This window comes from Allobosea sp. ASV33 (assembly GCF_016428755.1).
Classification (GTDB): Bacteria; Pseudomonadota; Alphaproteobacteria; order Rhizobiales; family Beijerinckiaceae; genus Allobosea.
Window position 1 is genome coordinate 12850 of record NZ_JAELTI010000004.1, and the last position, 22362, is coordinate 35211.

The 22362-nt window shown below is 67.8% G+C and carries 19 protein-coding genes; 10 read left to right on the top strand and 9 right to left on the bottom strand.

Annotated features, from left to right (window positions below):
• Positions 1-188 precede the first annotated feature (188 nt).
• Genes JHD80_RS02000 through JHD80_RS02010 form a run of 3 tightly spaced genes read left to right on the top strand, consistent with a single transcriptional unit; the run spans position 189 to position 6996 of the window.
• Complete coding sequence (locus JHD80_RS02000) at positions 189-3590, top strand: transglutaminase family protein (protein ID WP_199084698.1); 3402 nt, start codon at positions 189-191, stop codon at positions 3588-3590.
• Positions 3591-3598: 8 nt separating this feature from the next.
• A complete protein-coding gene (locus tag JHD80_RS02005) occupies positions 3599-6121 on the top strand; it encodes a circularly permuted type 2 ATP-grasp protein (RefSeq protein WP_199084699.1) in 2523 nt (840 codons plus the stop codon).
• Positions 6118-6996 (top strand): transglutaminase N-terminal domain-containing protein, encoded by an 879-nt coding sequence (locus JHD80_RS02010; RefSeq protein WP_199084700.1) that lies wholly within the window; start codon positions 6118-6120, stop codon positions 6994-6996. The genes JHD80_RS02005 and JHD80_RS02010 overlap by 4 nt, the downstream gene beginning before the upstream one ends.
• A gap of 4 nt (positions 6997-7000) precedes the next feature.
• On the opposite strand, the gene JHD80_RS02015 is transcribed toward JHD80_RS02010, so the two are convergent.
• Entirely contained in the window at positions 7001-7363 is a 363-nt protein-coding gene (locus tag JHD80_RS02015; RefSeq protein ID WP_199084701.1) for a winged helix-turn-helix transcriptional regulator, read from the bottom strand.
• 99 nt (positions 7364-7462) lie between these two features.
• On the opposite strand from JHD80_RS02015, the gene JHD80_RS02020 reads away from it, so the two are divergent.
• Positions 7463-8476, top strand: a complete 1014-nt coding sequence (locus JHD80_RS02020) for a zinc-binding alcohol dehydrogenase family protein (RefSeq protein ID WP_199084702.1) — start codon at positions 7463-7465, stop codon at positions 8474-8476.
• A gap of 57 nt (positions 8477-8533) precedes the next feature.
• Here the strand turns inward: JHD80_RS02020 and JHD80_RS02025 are convergent, their stop codons facing one another.
• Positions 8534-9979 (bottom strand): aldehyde dehydrogenase family protein, encoded by a 1446-nt coding sequence (locus tag JHD80_RS02025; RefSeq protein ID WP_199084703.1) that lies wholly within the window; start codon positions 9977-9979, stop codon positions 8534-8536.
• Between the two features lie 115 nt (positions 9980-10094).
• Positions 10095-10247 (bottom strand): hypothetical protein, encoded by a 153-nt coding sequence (locus JHD80_RS02030; protein WP_199084704.1) that lies wholly within the window; start codon positions 10245-10247, stop codon positions 10095-10097.
• A 172-nt stretch (positions 10248-10419) separates the two neighbouring features.
• On the opposite strand from JHD80_RS02030, the gene JHD80_RS02035 reads away from it, so the two are divergent.
• Positions 10420-10908, top strand: a complete 489-nt coding sequence (locus JHD80_RS02035) for a pyridoxamine 5'-phosphate oxidase family protein (RefSeq protein ID WP_199084705.1) — start codon at positions 10420-10422, stop codon at positions 10906-10908.
• A gap of 6 nt (positions 10909-10914) precedes the next feature.
• Here the strand turns inward: JHD80_RS02035 and JHD80_RS02040 are convergent, their stop codons facing one another.
• From JHD80_RS02040 to JHD80_RS02055, 4 genes are all read right to left on the bottom strand, one after another.
• Entirely contained in the window at positions 10915-11562 is a 648-nt protein-coding gene (locus tag JHD80_RS02040; RefSeq protein WP_199084706.1) for a phosphatase PAP2 family protein, read from the bottom strand.
• Positions 11563-11657: 95 nt separating this feature from the next.
• Positions 11658-12557: a diacylglycerol/lipid kinase family protein gene (locus tag JHD80_RS02045; RefSeq protein WP_199084707.1), complete on the bottom strand. Its 900-nt coding sequence runs from the start codon at positions 12555-12557 to the stop codon at positions 11658-11660.
• A 44-nt stretch (positions 12558-12601) separates the two neighbouring features.
• Positions 12602-13489: a transglutaminase-like domain-containing protein gene (locus JHD80_RS02050; RefSeq protein WP_199084708.1), complete on the bottom strand. Its 888-nt coding sequence runs from the start codon at positions 13487-13489 to the stop codon at positions 12602-12604.
• A gap of 378 nt (positions 13490-13867) precedes the next feature.
• A complete protein-coding gene (locus JHD80_RS02055) occupies positions 13868-14251 on the bottom strand; it encodes a PRC-barrel domain-containing protein (RefSeq protein WP_248311339.1) in 384 nt (127 codons plus the stop codon).
• A 270-nt stretch (positions 14252-14521) separates the two neighbouring features.
• Here JHD80_RS02055 and JHD80_RS02060 point away from each other — a divergent pair, with 270 nt between their 5' ends.
• Complete coding sequence (locus JHD80_RS02060; RefSeq protein WP_199084710.1) at positions 14522-14788, top strand: glycine zipper domain-containing protein; 267 nt, start codon at positions 14522-14524, stop codon at positions 14786-14788.
• 76 nt (positions 14789-14864) lie between these two features.
• Here JHD80_RS02060 and JHD80_RS02065 read toward each other — a convergent pair whose 3' ends face one another.
• Positions 14865-15614, bottom strand: coding sequence for a UTRA domain-containing protein (locus tag JHD80_RS02065; RefSeq protein ID WP_199084711.1), 750 nt, complete (start codon positions 15612-15614; stop codon positions 14865-14867).
• A 12-nt stretch (positions 15615-15626) separates the two neighbouring features.
• A complete protein-coding gene (locus JHD80_RS02070; protein ID WP_349237191.1) occupies positions 15627-16994 on the bottom strand; it encodes a formimidoylglutamate deiminase in 1368 nt (455 codons plus the stop codon).
• Positions 16995-17173: 179 nt separating this feature from the next.
• Here JHD80_RS02070 and hutI point away from each other — a divergent pair, with 179 nt between their 5' ends.
• From hutI to hutU, 4 genes are read left to right on the top strand one after another with little or no spacing between them, the layout of a single operon-like run.
• Positions 17174-18340, top strand: a complete 1167-nt coding sequence (gene hutI / locus JHD80_RS02075; protein ID WP_210339784.1) for an imidazolonepropionase — start codon at positions 17174-17176, stop codon at positions 18338-18340.
• Positions 18337-19869: a histidine ammonia-lyase gene (hutH, locus tag JHD80_RS02080; RefSeq protein ID WP_199084713.1), complete on the top strand. Its 1533-nt coding sequence runs from the start codon at positions 18337-18339 to the stop codon at positions 19867-19869. Before hutI ends, hutH begins: the two co-directional genes overlap by 4 nt.
• Positions 19866-20675, top strand: coding sequence for an N-formylglutamate deformylase (hutG, locus tag JHD80_RS02085; protein ID WP_199084714.1), 810 nt, complete (start codon positions 19866-19868; stop codon positions 20673-20675). Before hutH ends, hutG begins: the two co-directional genes overlap by 4 nt.
• Positions 20672-22339, top strand: coding sequence for a urocanate hydratase (hutU, locus tag JHD80_RS02090; protein ID WP_199084715.1), 1668 nt, complete (start codon positions 20672-20674; stop codon positions 22337-22339). Before hutG ends, hutU begins: the two co-directional genes overlap by 4 nt.
• Positions 22340-22362: the final 23 nt, after the last annotated feature.

Consider the following 22362-nt stretch of genomic DNA (forward strand, 5'->3'; position numbering starts at 1 on the left):
ACCACTCGGCCTTGGCTGTCCAGTCGACCAACGGCGATGGAAAGGGCGCAACGGTGCATTTTGCACATCTCTTGAGCAGAGCTGCCCCGTCCAGCACCGTCACGGCCCTGACGGCGCCTTGCGCATGCCGGCTGCCCCGCTAACCTGACGTTCCGGCGGCTTCCGCCGGCGAAAAGGGATGACGAAACTTGGCCATCATCGCCGCGCTGAACCATCTCACCCATTACCGCTACGACCGGCCGGTCACGCTCGGGCCGCAGATCGTGCGCCTGCGGCCGGCGCCGCATTGCCGCGCCGCGATCCAGAGCTATTCGCTGAAGGTGACGCCGGCGCAGCATTTCGTGAACTGGCAGCAGGACCCCGCCGGCAACTGGCTGGCGCGCTTTGTCTTCCCAGAGCCGGTGACCGAATTCCGCATCGAGGTCGATGTCGTCACCGAATTGTCGATCATCAACCCGTTCGACTTCTTCGTCGAGGCGCAGGCCGATACCTTCCCATTTGCCTATACGCCGGAGCAGACCGAGGAGCTTGCGCCCTATCTGGTGAAGGAACCGGCCGGGCCGTTGCTTACGGCCTTCCTCGCCGAATTGCCGCGCGAGCCGATGAACACGGTCAACTTCATCGTTGACCTCAACGCCCGCCTGCAGCAGCGCATCGCCTATGGCATCCGCATGGAGCCCGGCGTGCAGGAGCCGGAGCATACGCTTTCGATCGGCTCGGGCTCCTGCCGCGACACGAGCTGGCTGCTGGTCCAGGCGCTCCGGCATCTCGGCCTCGCCGCGCGCTTCGTCTCCGGCTACCTGATCCAGATGAAGGCGGATATCGATCCGCTCGAAGGCCCGCGCGGCACGGACAAGGACTTCACCGACCTGCATGCCTGGGCCGAGGTCTATATCCCCGGCGCCGGCTGGGTCGGGCTCGATCCGACCTCGGGCCTGCTTACCGGCGAGGGCCACCTGCCGCTGGCGGCCACCGCGCATTACCGCGCGGCCGCGCCGGTCTCGGGCGTGGCGAGCTATGCCGAGACGAGCTTCGACTTCCAGATGAGCGTGACGCGCGTGCATGAGGTGCCGCGCATCACCCTGCCCTTCTCCGATGCGTCCTGGGCCGAGCTCGATGCGCTCGGCGAGAAGGTCGAGGCCGATCTCAAGGCGCAGGATGTCCGACTCACCATGGGCGGCGAGCCGACCTTCGTCTCGATCGACGACCAGACAGGCGAGGAATGGAACATCGCTGCCGTCGGACCGACCAAGCGCCAGCGCGCCGACACGCTGATCCGGCGGCTGCGCCAGCGTTTCGCGCCGGGCGGAATGCTGCATTACGGCCAGGGCAAATGGTATCCGGGCGAAACCCTGCCGCGCTGGGCCTTCGCCTTGTACTGGCGCCGCGACGGCCAGCCGATCTGGCGTAATGCCGATCTCATCGCCCGCGAACCGGAAGCCCAGACCGGCGGCGACCGCGAGCTGGAGATCGCCGCGACCATCCGCGACGCCGAGGCGCTGGCGCAAGGGCTCTCCGAGAAGCTCGGCCTCGGCGCCGATTACGTCGTGCCGGCCTATGAGGATACCGGCGTCTGGCTGCTCAAGGAGGCGCAGCTTCCCGACAATGTCGACCCGCTCGATTCGCGCCTCTCCGATCCGGAGGAGCGCTCGCGAATGGCGCGGGTCTTCGAGCTCGGTCTCGGCAATCCGCGCGGCTATGTCATCCCGGTGCAGCGCTGGCAGGCCGGTGCGAGCGACCGCCGCTGGCGCTCGGAGAAATGGAAGCTGCGTCGCGGCAAGCTCTTCCTCGTGCCGGGCGATTCACCGGTCGGCTACCGCCTGCCATTGGGCTCGCTGCCGGTCGTACCCAAGGCCGAGTATCCGCATATCCATCCGCAGGACCCGCTGGAGCCGCGCCCGCCATTGGCGGCGGCCGGGCCGGCCGGAGCGAGCTGGACCGATCATCCCGAAGCGCGGCCGGCCGAACCGGCTTCCGAGGAGGAGCGGCCCGGCCCGGCGCAGATGAGCATCGGGGCCTCGGCCGCATCAGGCCCCGTCCAGGACCGGCGCGAGCAGGAGATCGGCGGCGATCATGTCCGCACCGCGCTCAGCCTCGAAATCCGCGACAACGTGCTCTGCGTCTTCCTGCCCCCGGTCGAACGGCTGGAGGATTATCTCGACCTCGTCGCCTCCGTCGAAGCCGTGGCGGAAGAGCTCGGCCAGCCCGTGCATATCGAGGGCTATGCGCCGCCCTTCGACCCGCGCCTCGACGTCATCAAGGTGACGCCCGATCCCGGCGTGATCGAGGTCAATATCCATCCGGCGACCGACTGGCGCGAGGCTGCGGCCATCACGCAGGGCGTCTATGAGGAGGCGCGGCTGGCGCGGCTCTGCGCGGAGAAGTTCATGGTCGACGGCCGCCATACCGGTACCGGCGGCGGCAACCATGTCGTGCTCGGCGGCGTGACGCCGGCCGACTCGCCCTTCCTGCGCCGGCCGGACCTGCTGAAGAGCATCATCCTCTACTGGAATCGGCACCCGTCGCTGTCCTACCTATTCTCCGGGCTGTTCATCGGCCCGACCAGCCAGGCACCGCGTATCGACGAAGCCCGGCAGGATGGGCTCTACGAACTGGAGATCGCGCTGGCGCAGGTGCCGAAGCCCGGCGAGAAGCCGATCCCGCTCTGGCTGGTCGATCGCCTGTTCCGCAACCTCCTGGTCGACGTCTCCGGCAACACGCACCGCACCGAAATCTGCATCGACAAGCTCTACTCGCCTGACGGGCCGACCGGCCGGCTCGGGCTCGTCGAGTTCCGCGGCTTCGAGATGCCGCCGGATGCGCGGATGTCGCTCGCCCAGCAATTGCTGCTGCGGGCGCTGATCGCCTGGTTCTGGCGCGAGCCGCTGGAGGGCAAGCTGGTCCGGTGGGGCACGGCCCTGCATGACCGCTTCATGCTGCCGGAGATGGTGTGGCAGGATTTCAAGGACGTTCTCGGCGATCTCCAGCGCGCCGGCTACGCTTTCGATCCCGTCTGGTTCGAGGCGCAGGCCGAGTTCCGCTTCCCCTTCTTCGGCAAGGTTGCGCATGGCGGCGTCGAGATCGAGATCCGGCAGGCGCTCGAACCCTGGCATGTCATGGGCGAGGAAGGCGCGATCGGCGGCACGGTGCGCTATGTCGACAGCTCGATCGAACGCCTGCAGGTCAAGGCCACCGGCCTGGTGCCGGGCCGCCATCTCGTCACCTGCAACGGCCGGCGCCTGCCGATGACGCAGACCGGCACATCCGGCGAGGCCGTCGCGGCGGTGCGCTTCAAGGCGTGGCAGCCGGCGTCCGGCCTGCATCCGACCATCCCGGTCCATGCGCCCCTGACCTTCGACATCGTCGATCTCTGGTCAGGCCGCTCGCTCGGCGGCTGCGTCTATCATGTCGCCCATCCCGGGGGTCGCAATTACGAGACACCCCCGGTCAATTCCTACGAGGCGGAGGCAAGACGGCTCGCACGTTTCGAGTCGATCGGTCATAGTCCCGGCCCTCTGGCGATTCCGCCGGAGGAACGCAGCGCCGAATTCCCGCTCACGCTGGACTTGAGGCGCCCGACAGGGATTTAGAGCGAAGCATGCCGGTGCAGGGCCGCACCCGATCGGGACGCAGCAGGGCCGAGCGACGCGCGGCGCTGCTTGCCGGCTATCGCCCGCTGCCCGGCGTGTTCGACGAGTTCATCGACGGCAGCGGCAATGTACGCCCGCATTGGGAGCCGTTCCTGTCGGGATGGTGCGCGTTGTCGCCCTCCGAATTGACCCAGCGCTTCGGGCTCGCCGACCGGCATGTCCGCGATACCGGCGTCTCCTATCGCGTCCATGGCGATATCGACGAGCGCGATCCCGGCGTCGGCGAACGGGCCTGGCCGCTCTCGCATGTGCCGCTCGTCATACCCGAGGCGGAATGGCAGGTGATCGCGGCCGGCGTGACGCAGCGCGCCGAACTGCTCTCCACCGTGCTCGACGACATCTACGGGCCGGGCGAATTGATCGCGGAAGGCCATTTGCCGGCCGCCGTCGTCACCGGCAGCCCGGATTACCTGCGCCCGCTGCACGGCATCGCGGGCGGTGGCACGCTCCAGCTATATGCCGCCGATCTCGGCCGTGGCCCGGACGGGCGCTGGTGGGTGCTGCAGGATCGCACACAGGCGCCGTCCGGCACCGGCTATGCGCTGGAGAACCGGCTGGCGCTGGCGCGCGCCTTTCCGGACATGTTCCGCAGCATGAATATCGAGCGGCTGGCGGCCTTCTTCCAGAGCTTCCGGGCCGGGCTGGTCGCGCGCTCCAAGCGCGTCGAGCCGCGCATCGCGCTGCTGACGCCGGGTGCGCTCAACGAAAGCTATTTCGAGCAGGCCTATCTCGCACGCTATCTCGGCTTCCTGCTCGTCGAGGGCGGCGACCTGCTAATGCGCGACGGCCGGGTGCATGTGCGCACCATCGCCGGCCTGAAACGGGCCGACGTGATCTGGCGGCGCATCGACGGCGATTTCGCCGATCCGCTGGAGCTCAACTCGCGCTCGGCGCTCGGCGTCGCCGGGCTGGTCGAGGCCGTCAGGCAGGGCCAGGTCCGTGTCGCCAACGGGCTCGGCTCCGGCGTCGTCGAGGCGCGCGCCCTGATGGGCTTCCTGCCGGCGCTCGCCCGGCATGTGCTGGGCCGGGACCTGATCCTGCCGAATATCGCGACCTGGTGGTGCGGGCAGCCACGGGAACGCCGGACCGTGCTCGACCGGCTCGGCGAGATGAGCATCGCGCCAGCCTTCCGCGGCGCCGGCAACGGCGCGGATTCGACGCAGGTCGTCGCTGGGGAACTGCCGGAGACGGAGCGGGCGGCCCTGCGGGAACGCATCGAGGCGCGCGGCATGGACTATGTCGGGCAGGAGGTCGTCCGGCTCTCGACCATGCCGGTCTTCCAGAACGGGCGGCTCGAACCGCATCCGATGACGCTGCGCGTCTTCGCCGCCGCGACGCCGGACGGCTGGAAGGTGATGCCGGGCGGGTTCTGCCGCATTTCCGACGAGCCCGATGCCCGCGCCGTCAGCATGCGCAACGGCGTGCGTTCCAGCGACGTCTGGGTCACCTCGGAGGAGCCCGTCGCCCAGGTCAGCCTGCTGCCGACGCCGGACCGGGTCAGCATCCGCCGCGTCACCGGCACGCTGCCGAGCCGGGCCGCCGACAACCTGTTCTGGCTCGGGCGCTATCTGGAGCGCGGCGAGGCGACCTTGCGTCTCGTGCGTGCGCTGCTCGGCCGGCAGATCGATCCCGATCCGGCGCCGGGGCGCAACGACACGGTGCGCCAGCTCGCCGGCATGCTCGTCGCCTCCGGCGCCGCCCCGGGCGGGCAGGAGAAGCGGACGCCGGCAGCGCAGGCCTATGCCGCGATCTACAGCCTCGACGATTACGGCTCGGCCGCCGCTTCGCTGCGCGAAGCCCGGCGCACGGCGTCGGTCATCCGCGAGCGCCTCTCCGTCGATGCTTGGCGGCTGTTCGGCGATCTCCAGCACCAGCTCGACCCCGAGGACGGCCGCAAGCCGAGCGAGGGCGAGACCTACGAGATCGCCGACCGGGCGCTGAAATCGCTCGCCGCCTTTTCCGGCCTCGGCCAGGAGAACATGGTGCGCGGCAATGGCTGGCGCTTCCTCGATATCGGCCGGCGCCTGGAGCGCGGCATCGCGACCTGCCGCTTCGCCCGGCAACTTGCGGACAGCAACGCCTCCGGCGACAATCTGGACGCCTTGCTCGACCTGACGGATTCGCAGATCACCTACCGCTCGCGCTACCTGCTCGGCGCCAGCCTGCAGCCGGTGCTCGATCTCGTGATGCTCGATCCCTACAATCCGCGCTCGGTCGCCTTCCAGGTCGAGCGGTTGGACACCGAGATCGCGAACCTGCCGGCGCTTGCCGATGACGGCATGCTGGAAGCGCCCCGCCGGTTGGTGCTGCGGCTCGCGGCCGATTGCCGGACGATGGAGGCGAGCCGACTCGACCGGACCAGCATCCTGCTGTTCGAGCAATTGCTGATGGGGCTCTCGGGCGCGATCGCCGATCGCTATTTCCTGCAGAACAGCGGCCCCGAAGGCTCGCGGATGACGAGCATCGCGTGATCTACGAGCTGCGCCACATCACCACCTACGGCTATAGCCGGCCGGTGCCCTTTTCCCGCTGCATCCTGCGATTGCTGCCGCGCGACGGCAACGGCCAGCGCGTGCTGAAGAGCGAATTGCTGATCACGCCCCGCCCGGCCGAGCGCAATAACGGCATCTGCTTCTTCGGCAACCAGATGACCACGATCACCATCACCAAGCCGCATCGCGAGCTGAAGCTCGAGATGCGGGCGCGGATCGAGGTCGACCGCCCGCTGCCGCCCCATGCCGGGCTGACGCGGAACTGGGAGGATGTCGCGGCGCTGGCCCTCGATTCCCGGAGCCTCGCGCCGGATTCGCCGGCGCATCATCTCTATCCCAGCCGGCTCGTGCCGCAGGTTCCGGTCGTGGTCGACTATGCGCGTTCGAGCTTCGAGGCGGGACGCCCCGTGCTGGAAGCGGCCTGCGAGCTGATGGCCCGGATCAGGCGCGATTTCACCTATGACCCCGAGGCGACGGAGGTGACGACGCCGCTGGCCGAGGCCTTCGAGCAGCGCCACGGCGTCTGCCAGGATTTCGCGCATATCATGATCGCCGGCCTGCGCGGCCTCGGCCTGCCGGCGGCCTATGTCTCCGGCTATATCCGCACCATCCCCCCACCAGGCCAGAAGCGGCTCGAAGGCGCCGATGCCAGCCATGCCTGGGCGATGCTGTGGTGCGGGCCGGAGATCGGCTGGGTCGGGCTCGATCCGACCAATGATCTGATCGTCGCCGACGACCATATCGTCACCGCCTTCGGCCGCGACTATGCCGATGTCGCCCCGCTCGACGGCGTGGTGATCGGGCCGGGCACGCAGAAGGTCGGCGTCGCCGTGGACGTCGTCCCGGTCGGCTGAGCCTTCAGGCCGCCGCTTCGGCCGCCTGAGGCTGCGGCGCGCGGGCATGCGCCTCGCCCCAGCTCTTCAGCGCCATGATCACCGGCTCCAGCGTCCGGCCCTTCGTCGACAGGCTGTATTCCACCCGCGGCGGCACTTCCGGATAGACGACGCGCACGATCAGGCCGTCCGCCTCCAGCTCGCGCAACTGCGTCGTCAGCATGCGCTGGGTGACGCCGGGAATGCGCCGGCGGATCTCGTTGAAGCGCAAGGTGCCGCCCATCAGGTGATAGAGCGCGATGCCCTTCCACTTGCCGCCGATCAGGCCGAGCGCCGCCTCGACGGGGCAGCCGGCCGAACAATAGGGCTCCTGGAAGCGCGGCGGCATGACGGTATCCTTTTCGACACTATAGGCTGAAATTGTGCGTTCTTGCGTGTTTTCAATGTTATGCGCATCTCGGCTGTATCGCAATGCAGGAGGGACGCCATGCGCGCCGTCGGATATCGCCAATCGCAACCCATCACCGCCGAGACCAGCCTGATCGCTCTAGACCTGCCCGAGCCGAAGGCGGCCGGACGCGACCTCTTGGTCGAGGTCAAGGCGATCTCGGTCAATCCGGTCGACACCAAGATCCGCGTCCGCAGCCAGCCGGCGGAAGGCCAGACCAGCGTGCTCGGCTGGGATGCGGCGGGCATCGTCAAGGCGGTTGGGCCGGAGGTGACCGGCTTCAAGCCGGGTGATGCCGTGTTCTATGCCGGGGCGATCGACCGACCGGGCTCGAATGCGGAATTCCATCTCGTCGACGAGCGCATCGTCGGGCCGAAGCCGAAGAGCCTCGGCTTCGCCGAAGCCGCCGCCCTGCCGCTGACCGCGATCACCGCCTGGGAAATGCTGTTCGACCGGCTCGACATCCGCAAGCCCGTGCCCGGCGGGGCGCATGCCCTGCTCATCATCGGCGGCGCGGGCGGCGTCGGCTCGATCGCGATCCAGCTCGCGCGCCAGCTCACCGATGTGACAGTGATCGCCACCGCCTCACGGCCTGAAACCCGCGCCTGGGCGCAGGAACTCGGCGCGCATCATGTCATCGACCACAGCAAGCCGTTGCCGGCGCAGGTCGCGGCGCTCGGCATCGGCGCGCCGGCCTTCGTCTTCTCGACGACGCATAGCGACACCCATCTGGAGGGCATCGTCGAACTGATGGCGCCGCAGGGAAGGTTCGGCCTGATCGACGACCCGAAGACGCTCGATGTCAATCCGCTGAAGCGCAAGAGCCTGTCGCTGCACTGGGAGCTGATGTTCACGCGCTCGCTGTTCAAGACCGCGGACATGGGCGAGCAGGGCAAGCTCCTGGCCGAGGTCTCGCGGCTGGTCGATGAAGGCCAGATCCGCACGACGCTGGCCGAGCATTTCGGCACGATCAACGCGAGCAATCTCAAGCGGGCGCATGCCCTGATCGAGAGCAACCGCGCCAAGGGCAAGATCGTTCTGGAAGGCTTCTGAACGAGAAGGGCCGCGCCTCGCGGCGCGGCCCTCGAATCGTCATCGGTTCCGAACCGATCAGGCCAGCGTGTAGGCCGTCTTGACCGTGGTGTAGAACTCCTTGGCGTAGGCGCCCTGCTCGCGCGGGCCGTAGCTGGAACCCTTCCGGCCACCGAACGGGACGTGATAATCGACGCCCGCCGTCGGCAGGTTGACCATCACCATGCCGGCCTCGCTGTTGCGCTTGAAATGCGTCGCATGCTTCAGCGAGGTCGTGCAGATGCCGGAGGAGAGGCCGAACTCGGTATCGTTGGCGACGGCCAGCGCCTCGTCATAATCCTTGACGCGGACGATGTTGGCGACCGGTCCGAAGACCTCCTCGCGCGAGATGCGCATGGCATTGGTGGTCTCGGTGAACAGCGCCGGCTGGAGGTAGAAGCCGGGGGTGTCGCGCTTCAGCAGCTCGCCGCCGAAGACCAGCTTGCCGCCCTCGTCCTTGGCGATCTGGATGTATTTCAGGTCCTGGTCGAGCTGGCTCTGGTCGACCACCGGGCCGATATGCGTGCCGGCCTTGAGCGCATCGTCGACGACGACGGTCTTGAGGCGCTCGATGCAGGCCTCGACGAATTTGTCGTGGATGCCGGCCTGGACGATCAGGCGCGAGGAGGCCGTGCAGCGCTGGCCGGTCGAGAAGAAGGCGCCGTTGACGGCGACCTCGACGGCGACCTTCAGATCGGCATCGTCGAGCACGACGAGCGGATTCTTGCCGCCCATCTCGAGCTGGACCTTCTTCATCGGGTTCGAGGCGATACAGGCAGCCGCGACCTTGCGGCCGGTCCCGACCGAGCCGGTGAAGGAGATGGCGGTGACGTCCTTGTGCTCCAGCAGCGCCTGGCCGACGACCGAGCCGCGGCCCATGACGAGATTGAGCGCGCCCTTGGGCAGGCCGGCGCGCTGGAGGATGTCGACCAGCGCCCAGGCCGAGCCCGGCACGAGATCGGCCGGCTTGATGACGACGCAATTGCCCCAGGCCAGAGCCGGCGCGATCTTCCAGGCCGGGATCGCGATCGGGAAATTCCAGGGCGTGATCATGCCGACGATGCCGACCGCCTCGCGGGTGATCTCGACGCCGACGCCGGGACGCACCGACGGAACCATCTCGCCGCCGAGGCGCAGGCACTCACCGGCGAAGAAAGCGAAGACCTGGCCGGCGCGGGTCGCCTCGCCGATGCCTTCGGCCAGCGTCTTGCCCTCCTCGCGCGCGAGCAGGCGGCCGAGCTCATCCTTGCGGGCGAGGATCTCGTCGGAGGCCTTCTTCAGGATGTCGTAGCGCTCCTGCGGGGTGGAGCGGCTCCAGGCCGGGAAGGCCGCCTTGGCGGCGGCGACCGCGTTGTTCAGGTCTTCGACCGAGCCTTGCGTGTACTCGCCGACCACGTCGTTCGTGTTCGAGGGGTTGATGTTGCGGGAGGCATTGGACCCGCCGGCCCATTCGCCGGCGATCAGGTTCTTGAAGGGCGCGTTCATCTGGTTCTCCCACGACACAGGTTCGTGGTTCGGGTGTTAGCGCCTTTGGGCCGGCAAGGCCAATACCCTACGGGCAGCCGGCTCCCCCGCGAGAGCATCGCAAGCTGCGGCGGAGCTATTTTTCCTTGATCGACAGCCCGTTCTTGCCGACCGAGATCTCGACGCCATCCGGCTGCTTCTTCTCCTGGTAGAGCGAATAGCCGGTCACCGCGAGCGCAGCGACGAGCACGAGGACGAGCACGACCAGAAGATTGCGCGAAGCGAGCATGAAGTATCCTTGTCGAAGGCGGACGAACCGCGAGCCCGATCTCAACGCCGACCGGGCCGCGATGTTCCGCAGCGCGCCGGGAACGATGCAATCCGCCCGGCGTTGGCATGGCGCACGGATCGGTTCCATGCGAGGCTTGGCCGTGACAGGATCGCACCGGCAGGAGGTTGCCATGCCCGACACCGAACTGCAGGAGCGCATCTGGTCGGCCCTCGCCGCCCATCCCGTCTACATGGTTTCGCTCGTCGCCGACGGCGATATCAAGACCCGGCCGATGTCGGGCCAGCTCGACCGCGACCACCACCGCCTGCTCTTCATCACGCACCGGCATACCGGCATCATCGGCGCGGCGCTGCGTTCGCCTTCCGTCAACGTGGCGATCAGCCATGAGGACCGCAATTTCTACGCCGCGATTTCCTGCTCGGCCTCCGAGGTGCCGGGCCGCGAGACGCTGCGCGCCGTCTGGACGCCGATGGCGAGCGCCTGGTTCCCGAACGGCCCCGACGACCCCGACGCGACCCTGCTCGCGCTCACGCCGACCTCGGCCGAGATCTGGGACGGCCCGTCGAGCAGCGTGCTCGTCGCCTTCAAGCTGGCGACGGCCAAGATCCTCGGCCGCACGCCCGATCTCGGCGTCAACGCCACGATCGACATGCGCTGAGCCCGGTCACGCTGGGTCGGAAGCCACCATCCTGCGGCCGAGCCAGGCCGTCGCGACGCCCGACCAGACGATGCCGAGGCACCAGCCGCCGAGGACGTCGGTCGGCCAGTGCACGCCGAGATAGATGCGGCTGAGGCCGATCAGGCCGGTCAAGATCACGGCCATCGCCATGCAGAAGCGGGCAATATCGGTTCGGCGCGAGGCAAGGCCGACGAAGCTCGCGATGGTCAGCAACGTCGCGGCCGAAAGGAAGGCATGGCCGCTGGGGAAACTCGCCGTGAAGGTCAAGGCCGCGTGCTCGACGATATCGGGCCGTTGCCGGGCGATCGTGATTTTCAGGACGGTGCTCGCCAGGAAGGCGGCGACGAGGCTGACGACGAGCCCGATCGCCAGATGGCGGTAGCCGCAGAGCCAGAGCGCGAGTGTCGCCGTCAGCGCCATGAAGAACAGGCCGACGAAGCTGCCGAGCGCGGTCATGTCGCGGACGGCTTCATGGAACCAGGCCGGGCCGAGCGGAACCGCGGGATTGGCGGCATCGCGGAACAGCATGATCAGCGTGGTGTCGAAGGAGAATTTGTGCCCCGAGACGATCAGCAGCGCGAGGCCCAGGAAGACCAGGGCGGCGGCGGGAACCAGGATGCGAGGCTCGGGCAACGAAGGCGATCTCCGACAGGTGTCGAGCTTGAGGTTAGCGGACGGCAGGCGATGTCGAAAAGACGGCGTTCTGCCGCTCCTGCGGCACCCGACTGTCAGGCCTGCGCCGGGCGGGCGGAAATCACCCGCAGCGCCTTGGGCAGCAGGCCGTAGCTCAACGGCCCCACCTTGCGCTCGACCTCGCCATCGAAGGTGATGTGCCCGCGCCGTTTGTCGCGCCGCATCAGCGTCACCGCATCGCCGGTGAAGGAGGTCAGGTTGTGCGAGTCGCGCCAACGGCCCGAGACCACCGACAGCGCCGCCTTGCTGCGCGAGTAGAGACCGCCGGCATTGAGGACATGGACCTCGAAAATGCCGTCGTCGAGCCGGGGCCGCCGCCAGTCGGCGCCCTCGAAGCGATTGACCGTGACGAGCACGGCATCGGCCTCAACGATGCTGTGATCCGTGCCGACCTTAATGTCGAGCGTGACCGGCCGGGTGAACAGGATCGAGCGCGTCGCGGCGACACTGAACGCGGCGCTTCGGCTGAAGGGAAAGCGCCGGCGCGCATATTCGCGCTCGCGCGCCATCAGGCTGAAGAAGCCCATGCCGGAAAGCGAGTGGAACAGCCGGTCGTTGACGCGGCCGACATCCATCTCGACCGGCTCGCCCCGGCAGAGCGCCGCGATCTGCTGCTCCAGCGTGCCGGAGATTCCGAGGTCGCGGCCGAGCACGTTCACCGTGCCCATCGGCAGGATGCCGATCGGACGGTCAGCCTGGATCAGGACCGGCAAGGCGCCGTTGATCGTGCCGTCGCCGCCGGCAAGGACCGGCATCGCGTGGCGATCCGAGATCGCCAGCGAAAGCGCATCGTCGATCTCGCGCGGAGGCACGAGGCGGATCTCCGTGCCGCAGCCATGGTTGGCGAAAGCTGCTTTAAGCCGCGCGACGAAAGCATCCGCGCCGGCCTCGAGGACGGTTCCGGCGCGGGCATTGACGACGATCGTGTAGCGCATGGTGCTGGGGTAGATGGGTGGCGTTCGACCACGCGCAAGGGCGCTTACGCGGCGGCCGGGCGGGCGTCGAACTGTTCCGACATCGCCGGCACCAGAGGCATCGACACGTCCTCCACCTCCTCGGTAACGACCTCGAAACGCTGCAGCGTATGGGTACCGAAGGAGCTGATCATGGCGACATCGGTGGCGTCGCGGCCGCGAGCGATGACCACGCGGCCGATGCGCGGCTCGTTATGGCGGGCATCGAATGTGTACCAGCGCCCGCCGAGGAAGACCTCGAACCATGCGTTGAAATCCATCGGCGCCGGATCGGGCGCCACGCCGATATCGCCGAGATAGCCGTTGCAGTAGCGCGCCGGGATGTTCATGCAGCGGCAGAGCGCGACGGCGAGATGCGCGAAGTCGCGGCAGACGCCGATACGCTCCTCGAAAGCCTCGGCGGCCGTGCGGGTATTTCGGGCGAAATGATAGCCGAAGGTCAGGTGATTGTGGACGAAGTCGACGATTGCCTGCACGCGCGGCCAGCCCGGCTGAACAAGCCCGAACAGGCTCCAGGCCTGGTCGTAGAGCTTGTCCGTTTCGCAATAGCGGCTGCCGAGCAGATACATGAGGGCTGCATCGGGGAGACGCGACGGCGATATTTCGCGGGCCGCCGGATTGACGACATCGGGCTCGCCGGAATCGTGGACGATGCCCTGCGATTCCAGGCGGATGCCACCAGGGGGCGCGACCATGCGGCGGCGAATGTTGCCGAAGGCGTCGAGATCCTGCGTCATCGCGATCGGCAAGGAGGGATCGGCGAGCGCGGTCAGCTTCATCTCATCCGGCGTCGTCAGATCGTGGCGGCGCGACGGGTGAACATCGAGCAGCGTGATCAACGGCATGTCATGGGCACAGACCAACTCGATCCGATAGCCGTAACGGATGCGCATCTCGCCTTCTCCTGATTGAGGGCCGGACCGCTTCGCTCAGGGGCTGCTGCGGATCATCGGGCGTCGTCTTCCCCCAGCGGCTAGACGCACGAAGAGGTGCTGCTGTTCCCAGAGGGCGGTGAAAAATACGCGATCCGCCGCAAATTCAGGCGTTTTGCGAAGAGCACCAAAAAGAAGATGCGGGCCTTTCGGCCCGCATCCCGCCGCCACGACGGTTCGGCTGGGGGGATAGCAACCGCCGCGACCTGCGCCTGGATCGATTCCGCCTTTCCTCAAAAAGCGGAATCGATTCAAATCCAGATTTGTCGCGTCTTCGCTGGCGGGAGTTTGGGCTCGTCTCGCGAACCGATATCCGCTTCGCGCGAAAACGCGCGGCTGCTACATCATCCAGTAGGGCATCGTGCCGTAGTAGTCGTGGACACGCTTGCCGTAAGCCTTGTCCTCCCAGTCGGGCTCGCCTTCGCTATCGTACATCGGCGCGGCCTCGAGCTGTTCCTTGGTCAGCGGAACGACATAGCCGCCGCGCTGCGTGTCGTAGTCGAGCACGCTCCAGGGGATCGGGTGATACTTCTCGCCCAACCCGAGGAAACCGCCGAAGGACATGATGGCGTAGGCGACCTTGCCCGTCAGCTTGTCGAGCATCACGTCGTAGATCTCGCCGAGATGATCGCCGCCCGCATTGTAGACATCCGTACCGGCGACGCGGGCACCCGCAATGAGCGGATTGGCGGTCGCAGCAGCGGCTGTCGAGCTGGCAGTCATGGGAACATCTGTCATCGTCTTCCCCCTTGTGTCGCAATGGGATGCCGGAGAAAGCGCCCTCCGGCGGGACTTGCCTCTTCAACCGATGCTGCGGCGATAGGTTCCGGCAGGCCGGCGAATTTTCGCGGCCCTCGTGCCGACACAATGCCCGCCTCCCCAATGATGACCGGGCCAAAGCGGCGATGGTCTCCCGCCCTACGGCGGAACTTAAGCCGTCGGGGGCTGTTTGGTGCTTCGAGCGACTCGTTATCTCATGGAGGAGGAGAGGTCATGATCATCAAGAAGCTAATGCTCGTCGCGGCGTTGGGTGCCGCTCTCGGCGCCTGTACCGCCCGCGAACAGAATGCCGGCACGGGCGCGCTGGTCGGCGCGGGCGCCGGCGCCATCATCGGCGGAGCAGCCACCGGACGCGCCGGCGGCGCCCTGGCCGGTGCCGCGATTGGCGGCGCGAGCGGCGCGATCATCGGCGGCGCGGCAACGCCGCAGCGCTGTTACGGGCGCGACGAATGGGGCCGCCGCTACGTCTACGACTGCTGAGGCAGCATCACCTAAAACGAAGGCCCGCCCGACCGGCGGGCCTTTTCTTTTGCGGAGAGCGTGAGGCGCGCTGCTCTCAGGCGGCCCCATACGGTCCGAAGCGCCCGACGAAGCGGTGGCGGAAGCCCGGATAGAGCAGGCGCACCGCCGTCACCGGATGCGACTGGTTCCAGGTCCGCCGCTCGACCAGCAGGCAGGGCTCGCCGACCGCGATGTCGAGCAATGCCGCCTGCTCCTCCCCTGCCCCGATCGCACTAATCGCATGCTCGGCCTGCGACCAGAGGCTATGCTGCAGCAGCCAGTCGCCCGGCGGCGTCTCGGCGAAGTTCTCATCCGCCAGTCCGGTCACGCCGGCAGCATGGATGACGCGCTCCTCCAGAACATGCGGCTTGCCGTCAGCCCGGTGCAGCACGATGAGATGCGCCACCTTGTCGGAGCGCTTCAGGCCGAACAGCTCGGCGACCTCCGGCGAAGGCCGGCCGTCGGTGCGCGCCAGCACCTCATACGCGTAAGCTTGGCCGAGCTGGCGCACCTCTTCCGGGATCGAGAGGATGTCGAGCATGGCGTGGCTCGCCGGCGGCGTCGCGACCACGGTTCCCGAGCGGCGGCGGCGGGTAATCAGCCCCTCGCGGGCAAGCTGTACCAGAGCGCGATGCACGGTCATGCGCGATGCGCCAAGCTGCTCCATCAGCGCATGCTCCGGCGGCACGCTCGTGCCGGGCTGCCATTCCCCGCTGACGACGAGATCGCGGATCGCCCGCCGGATCTGGTCATAGACCGGCCCGGCACCGTCCAGTTTCACCGCGTCGAGCCGGGTTTCCGTCATCGTCGTCCCTGGTTACTCCGCTGCGAGCAGGCGCCGCATCACGCTGGCGAAGCGCGCGCGCACCGAATCGCGGGCGAGATGGCGCCCCTCGGCCACCACCCTCCTGCCACCGACGACGACATCGCGCAAAGGCATGGCGTTGGCGGCGAAGATCGCGCTGTCGACCGCCTCGGCGCCGGAGCGGCCGACGAGGGCCGGATGATCGGTATCGAGCGTGATGAAATCGGCGCGGTGGCCGGGCGCGATGGCGCCGATGGCACGGCCGCAGGCCCGCGCGCCGCCGGCACAAGCGGCCTGCCAGAGCGCGAGACCGGTCGAAGCCTTCTCCTCGGCGAAGAGCGCGCGGCGACGATCCCGCAGGCGCTGCGAGTATTCGAGCTGGCGCAGTTCCGAGCCGGCATCGATCTGGATGTTGGAATCGCTGCCGACGCCATAGGCGCCGCCCGCTTGGGCATAGCGAATGCCATCGAAGATGCCGTCGCCGAGGCTGGACTCGGTGATCGGGCACAGCCCAGCCACTGCGCCGCTGCGCGCGATGCCGTTCCGCTCGGAATCGCTCAGATGCGTCGCGTGGATCAGGCACCAGCGCTTGTCGAGCGGGATCGTGTCCATCAGCAGTTCGACCGGGCGCTTGCCGGTGATCTTCAGGCTGGCCTCGACCTCCGGCACCTGCTCGGCGACATGGATATGTACGGGATCGTTCGGGCGCAGCGAGGAGACCCAATCGAGATCGTCGAGCGCGACCGCGCGCAGTGAATGCGGGGCGACGCCGAGCCGCGCGTCCGGCAGGTCGCGGATCGCGGTGGCGCTGCCTTCGAGCAGGCGCTGATAGGCGTCGCGCTCGTTGACGAAGCGGCGCTGGCCGTGGACCGAGGGCGCCTGCCCGAAATTGCCGAAGCGATAGAGCACCGGCAGAAGCGTGAGGCCGAGGCCGGTTTCCTGCGCGGCCGAGGCGATCGCCTGCCCCATCGTCGCGATATTGGCGTAGGCGCCCCCGTCCTTGTCGTGATGGAGATAGTGGAACTCGGCGAGCGCAGTGAAGCCGCCTTCCAGCATCTCGACGAAGGCCTGCGCGGCAATGGCCTGCACGTCATCGGGATCGAGCCGGTCGAGGAAGCGGTACATCACCTCGCGCCAGGTCCAGAAGGAATCCTCCGGCGCGCCGCGGCGCTCGGACAAGCCGGCCATGCCGCGCTGGAAGGCATGGCTGTGCAGGTTCGGCATGCCGGGCAGAGCGATCCCTGAGAAGCTGTGCTGATCCCCTGCTGGCTTCACCCCTGTCTCAACGGACGCGATCGTGCCCTCGACAATGGTCAGCTTCACATCGCTGGCAAAACCTTCGGGCAGAAGAGCCTCGGCCAGATGCAGGGTCTCGGTCACCGTTTCGCTCCGTCGCTCGCTGGCGCTCAATTGCATATGCAAATACCACTTGCCAATTGCATATGCAATTGGATAGCATGGCCTGATATCAAAGAGTAGCGGGAGGACGCACGGTGGCGAAAGCGCCTGGTGAAGCGATTGTCTGCGACAAGCTCTGGACGAATGCGCGGCTGGCGACGATGTCGGCCGCGATCGATGCGCCCTATGGTGCGATCGAGGACGGCGTCATCGCCGCCCGCGACGGACGCATCGTCTATGCCGGGCCGCGCAGCGCGGCGCCCTCCTTCCAGGCGGCCGAGACCATCGACTGCGCGGGACGCTGGATCACGCCCGGCCTGATCGATTGCCACACCCATCTCGTCTATGGCGGCGACCGGGCGCACGAGTTCGAACTGCGCCTGCAGGGCGCGACCTATGAGGAGATCGCGCGGGCCGGCGGCGGCATCCTCTCCACCGTCAAGGCGACGCGCGAGGCGAGCGAGGATGCGCTCTTCGCCTCCGCCGACCGGCGCCTCGCCGCGCTGATGGCCGAGGGCGTCACCACCGTCGAGATCAAGTCCGGCTACGGGCTGGAGCAGCAGGCGGAGCTCAAGCAACTGCGCGTCGCCCGCCGGATCGGCCGCGAGCGCCCTGTCACCGTCCGCACCACCTTCCTCGGCGCCCATGCCGTGCCGCCGGAATACAAGGGGCGGTCGGGCGACTACACCGCGCTCGTCGCCGGGCCGCTGCTCGATGCCGTCGCGACCGAGGGTCTGGCGGATGCGGTCGACGTCTTCTGCGAGGGCATCGCCTTCTCGCCCCACGAGACCAAGGCAGTATTCGAGGCCGCCAAGGCCAAGGGCCTCGCGATCAAGATCCATGCCGAGCAGCTCTCCAACCTGCATGGCGCCAAGCTCGCAGCCGAGATGGGCGCACTCTCCGCCGACCACCTCGAATATCTCGACGAGGACGGCGTCATCGCCATGGCCAAGGCCGGTACGGTCGCGGTCGTGCTGCCGGGCGCCTTCTACTTCCTGCGCGAGACGCAGAAGCCGCCGATCGAACTGATGCGCAAGCATGGCGCGGCGATCGCACTCGCGACCGACGCCAATCCCGGCTCCTCGCCGCTGACCTCCCCGCTGCTGGTGCTCAACATGGCCTGCACGCTCTTCCGCATGACACCGGAAGAGGCTCTTGCCGGCCTCACCCGCAACGCCGCGACCGCGCTCGGCCTGCAGGACGAAATCGGCACGCTCGAATCCGGCAAGCGCTGCGATCTCGCGATCTGGGAGATCGAGCGCCCGGCCGAACTCGCCTACCGCATCGGTTTCAATCCCCTTCACACCCGCATCTGGAACGGACAATGATCACGGTTTCGCTGAACCCGGGCGCAGCACATCTCACCGATTGGCGCGCGATCCTCGACGGCGCCGTCGCCTCGCTCAGTGGTGAGAGCGCGAAGAACATCGCCTCCGGCCAGAAGATCGTCGAGGAGATCGTCGCTGCCGGCACCGTGACCTATGGCGTCAATACCGGCTTCGGCAAGCTCGCCAGCGTGCGCATCGCCGATGCCGATCTCGCCAAGCTCCAGAGCAACCTGATCCTCTCGCATGCGGTCGGCACCGGCCCGGCCCTGCCCGACGGTGTCGTCCGCCTGCTGCTGGCGATGAAGGCGGCGAGCCTGGCGCGCGGCGCCTCCGGCGTGCGCCCCGTCGTTATCGAAGCGCTGACTAACGCGCTCAAGGCCGACGCCCTGCCGGTGATCCCGGCCAAGGGCTCGGTGGGCGCCTCCGGCGACCTCGCGCCGCTCGCCCATATGACCGCAGCCCTGATGGGCTACGGCGAGATCCGCCTGAAGGGCGAGACGCTTCCGGCGGCAGATGCCCTCAAGCGTGCGGGCCTCGCCACGCTGGCACTCGGCGCCAAGGAAGGCCTCGCGCTGATCAACGGCACGCAGGTCTCGACCACGCTGGCGCTCACGGGCTTGGCCGCCATCGCCCGCGTCTTCGACGCCGCGCTCGTCGCCGGCGCGCTCTCGGTCGATGCGCTCAAGGGCTCCGATACTCCGTTCGACCCGCGCATCCAGACTCTGCGCGGTCAGCCCGGCCAGATCAAGGTCGCCAAGATCCTGCTCGACCTGATCGCCGGCAGCGCGATCCGCGAGAGCCATCGCCATGGCGATACGAAGGTGCAGGACCCCTATTCGCTCCGCTGCCAGCCGCAGGTGATGGGCGCGGTTCATGGGCTGCTGGCGAATGTCGCCGCGACACTCTCCATCGAGGCCAACGCGGTCACCGACAATCCGCTGGTGCTCGGCCCCGGCGAGATTGTCTCGGGCGGCAATTTCCACGCCGAGCCGGTCGCCTTCGCCGCCGATATCCTGGCGATGGCCGTCTGCGAGATCGGCAACCTCTCGGAGCGCCGCATGGCGCTGCTGGTCGACCCCGTGATGAGCGGCCTGCCGCCCTTCCTCGCCCGCGATGCCGGCCTGAACTCGGGCTTCATGATCGCGCAGGTCACCGCTGCCGCGCTCGCCTCCGAGAACAAGCAGAAGGCTTATCCGGCTTCGGTCGACACCATCCCGACCTCGGCCAACCAGGAAGACCATGTCTCGATGGCGACGCATGGCGCCTTCCGCTTGATCGACATGGCGAAGAACGCGGCCAGCATCATCGGCGTCGAACTGATGGCGGCGGCGGAGGCGATCGAGCATCACCGCCCGCTCAAGACCAGCGCGCGCCTGGAGCCGGTGCTCGCGCTGCTGCGCAGCAAGATCGCGCCGCTCACCGAGGACCGCTATCTCGCCCCCGACCTCGCGGCCGCGACCGAGTTCGTGCTCTCCGGCGCCGTCGGCAAGGCAGCCGGCCTCGACAGCTTCGCCGAGTGCAGCGCATGAGCGCCGAGACCGTCACGGTCACGCGGGGCTCGTCCCCGCTGATCCTCTCGATGCCGCATCCCGGCACCGGCCTTCCGCCGGAGGTCGCGGCGCAGCTCAACGAACGCGGAAAGCTGGTCGAGGATACTGACTGGCATATGCGCCAGCTCTACGGCTTCGCCGCGCCGTTCGAGCCCACAATCGTCGAGGCGCAGCTCTCGCGCTTCGTCATCGACCTCAACCGCGACCCGTCCGGCGTCTCGCTCTATCCGGGCCAGGCGACGACCGAGCTCGTTCCGAGCACGACCTTCGACGGCGCGCCGATCTGGCAGAAGGCTCCGGACGCGAACGAGATCGAGCGGCGCAAGGCAGCTTATTTCCAGCCCTATCACACGGCGCTGGCCGCCGAGATCGAACGGGTGAAGGCCGAGCACGGCTATTGCGTGCTGTGGGACTGCCACTCGATCAAGTCGGTGATCCCGCGCCTGTTTCCGGGCACGCTGCCGATACTGAACCTCGGCACCAATTCCGGCCAGAGCTGCGCCGGGAGCGTCGAGGCCGCCGCCGTCACCGCGATGGCCGGCCATCCCCTGACCCAGATCGCCAATGGTCGCTTCAAGGGCGGCTGGATCACGCGCCATTACGGGCGCCCCTCCGAGCGCGTTCACGCGCTCCAGATGGAAATCGCGCTCTCGGCCTATCTGACCGACGAGACCGCGCCCTGGACCTTCGACGCGCCGAAGGCCGCCGCCTTGCAAACCGCCTTGTCAGCCATCATCGCCGCCGCCCTCGACGCGGCCAAGGAACTCGAACGGAGCCGTTCATGACCCGCCTGGACAATACCCGCGTCATCCGCCCCGCCACCGGCACCGAACTCAGCGCCAAGAGCTGGCTGACCGAGGCACCGCTGCGCATGCTGATGAACAACCTGCATCCCGATGTCGCCGAGAACCCGCAGGAGCTCGTGGTCTATGGCGGCATCGGCCGCGCCGCCCGCTCCTGGGAGGATTACGACCGCATCGTCGCGACCTTGCGCCAGCTCGAGGCCGACGAGACCCTGCTCGTCCAGTCCGGCAAGCCGGTTGGCGTGTTCCGCACCCACAAGGACGCGCCGCGCGTCCTGATCGCCAATTCGAACCTCGTGCCGCATTGGGCCAACTGGGATCATTTCAACGAGCTCGATAAGAAGGGGCTCGCGATGTACGGCCAGATGACGGCCGGTTCCTGGATCTATATCGGCACGCAAGGGATCGTGCAGGGCACCTACGAGACCTTCGTCGAGGCCGGGCGCCAGCATTATGGCGGCAATCTCAAGGGAAAATGGGTCCTGACCGGCGGCCTCGGCGGTATGGGCGGCGCCCAGCCGCTGGCCGCGGTGATGGCCGGCGCCTCCTGCCTCGCCGTCGAGTGCAATCCCGATTCGATCGATTTCCGCCTGCGCACCCGCTATCTCGACGAGAAGGCCGGGACGCTCGACGAGGCGCTGGAGATGATCGCCCGCTGGACCAAAAACGGCGAGGCGAAGTCGGTCGGACTGCTCGGCAACTGCGCCGAGATCCTGCCCGAGATGGTCCGCCGCGGCATCCGCCCGGACATGGTCACCGACCAGACCTCGGCGCATGACCCGATCAACGGCTACCTGCCGAAGGGCTGGACCATGGGCCAGTGGAAGCAGGCGCGCGAAGCCAATCCGAAGTCGGTCGAGACCGCGGCCCGCGCCTCGATGCGCGAGCATGTCGAGGCGATGATCGCCTTCCAGGACATGGGCATCCCGACCTTCGACTATGGCAACAACATCCGCCAGGTCGCCAAGGACGAGGGGCTGGAGAACGCCTTCGCCTTCCCGGGCTTCGTGCCGGCCTATATCCGCCCGCTGTTCTGCCGCGGCATCGGCCCGTTCCGCTGGGCGGCCCTCTCGGGCGATCCGGAGGACATCTACAAGACCGACGCCAAGGTGAAGGAACTGCTGCCCGACAACAAGCACCTGCACAACTGGCTCGACATGGCGCGCGAGCGCATCGCGTTCCAGGGCGTGCCGGCGCGCATCTGCTGGGTCGGCCTCGGCGATCGCCACCGCCTCGGGCTCGCCTTCAACGAGATGGTCAGGACCGGCGAGCTCAAGGCGCCGGTCGTGATCGGCCGCGACCATCTCGATTCCGGCTCGGTCGCCTCGCCGAACCGCGAGACCGAAGCGATGAAGGACGGCTCGGATGCCGTCTCCGACTGGCCGCTGCTCAACGCCCTGCTCAACACGGCCTCGGGCGCGACCTGGGTCTCGCTGCACCATGGCGGCGGCGTCGGTATGGGCTTCTCGCAGCATGCGGGCGTGGTGATCTGCGCCGACGGCACCGACGATGCGGCCGCCCGCCTCTCGCGCGTGCTCTGGAACGACCCGGCGACGGGCGTGATGCGTCATGCCGATGCCGGCTACGACATCGCGCTGGACTGCGCCCGCGAGAAGGGGCTCAACCTGCCGGGGATTTTGGGCTGAGGAACCTCCTTGTCATTCCGGAC

Coding starts and splice junctions, on each gene's coding strand:
- JHD80_RS02005 (WP_199084699.1), top strand. CDS start 3,599: ATGCCGGTGCAGGGCCGCACCCGATCGGGACGCAGCAGGGCCGAGCGA.
- JHD80_RS02015 (WP_199084701.1), bottom strand. CDS start 7,363: ATGCCGCCGCGCTTCCAGGAGCCCTATTGTTCGGCCGGCTGCCCCGTC.
- JHD80_RS02020 (WP_199084702.1), top strand. CDS start 7,463: ATGCGCGCCGTCGGATATCGCCAATCGCAACCCATCACCGCCGAGACC.
- JHD80_RS02025 (WP_199084703.1), bottom strand. CDS start 9,979: ATGAACGCGCCCTTCAAGAACCTGATCGCCGGCGAATGGGCCGGCGGG.
- JHD80_RS02030 (WP_199084704.1), bottom strand. CDS start 10,247: ATGCTCGCTTCGCGCAATCTTCTGGTCGTGCTCGTCCTCGTGCTCGTC.
- JHD80_RS02035 (WP_199084705.1), top strand. CDS start 10,420: ATGCCCGACACCGAACTGCAGGAGCGCATCTGGTCGGCCCTCGCCGCC.
- JHD80_RS02045 (WP_199084707.1), bottom strand. CDS start 12,557: ATGCGCTACACGATCGTCGTCAATGCCCGCGCCGGAACCGTCCTCGAG.
- JHD80_RS02050 (WP_199084708.1), bottom strand. CDS start 13,489: ATGCGCATCCGTTACGGCTATCGGATCGAGTTGGTCTGTGCCCATGAC.
- JHD80_RS02055 (WP_248311339.1), bottom strand. CDS start 14,251: ATGACTGCCAGCTCGACAGCCGCTGCTGCGACCGCCAATCCGCTCATT.
- JHD80_RS02060 (WP_199084710.1), top strand. CDS start 14,522: ATGATCATCAAGAAGCTAATGCTCGTCGCGGCGTTGGGTGCCGCTCTC.
- JHD80_RS02065 (WP_199084711.1), bottom strand. CDS start 15,614: ATGACGGAAACCCGGCTCGACGCGGTGAAACTGGACGGTGCCGGGCCG.
- hutI (WP_210339784.1), top strand. CDS start 17,174: ATGTCGGCCGCGATCGATGCGCCCTATGGTGCGATCGAGGACGGCGTC.
- hutH (WP_199084713.1), top strand. CDS start 18,337: ATGATCACGGTTTCGCTGAACCCGGGCGCAGCACATCTCACCGATTGG.
- hutG (WP_199084714.1), top strand. CDS start 19,866: ATGAGCGCCGAGACCGTCACGGTCACGCGGGGCTCGTCCCCGCTGATC.
- hutU (WP_199084715.1), top strand. CDS start 20,672: ATGACCCGCCTGGACAATACCCGCGTCATCCGCCCCGCCACCGGCACC.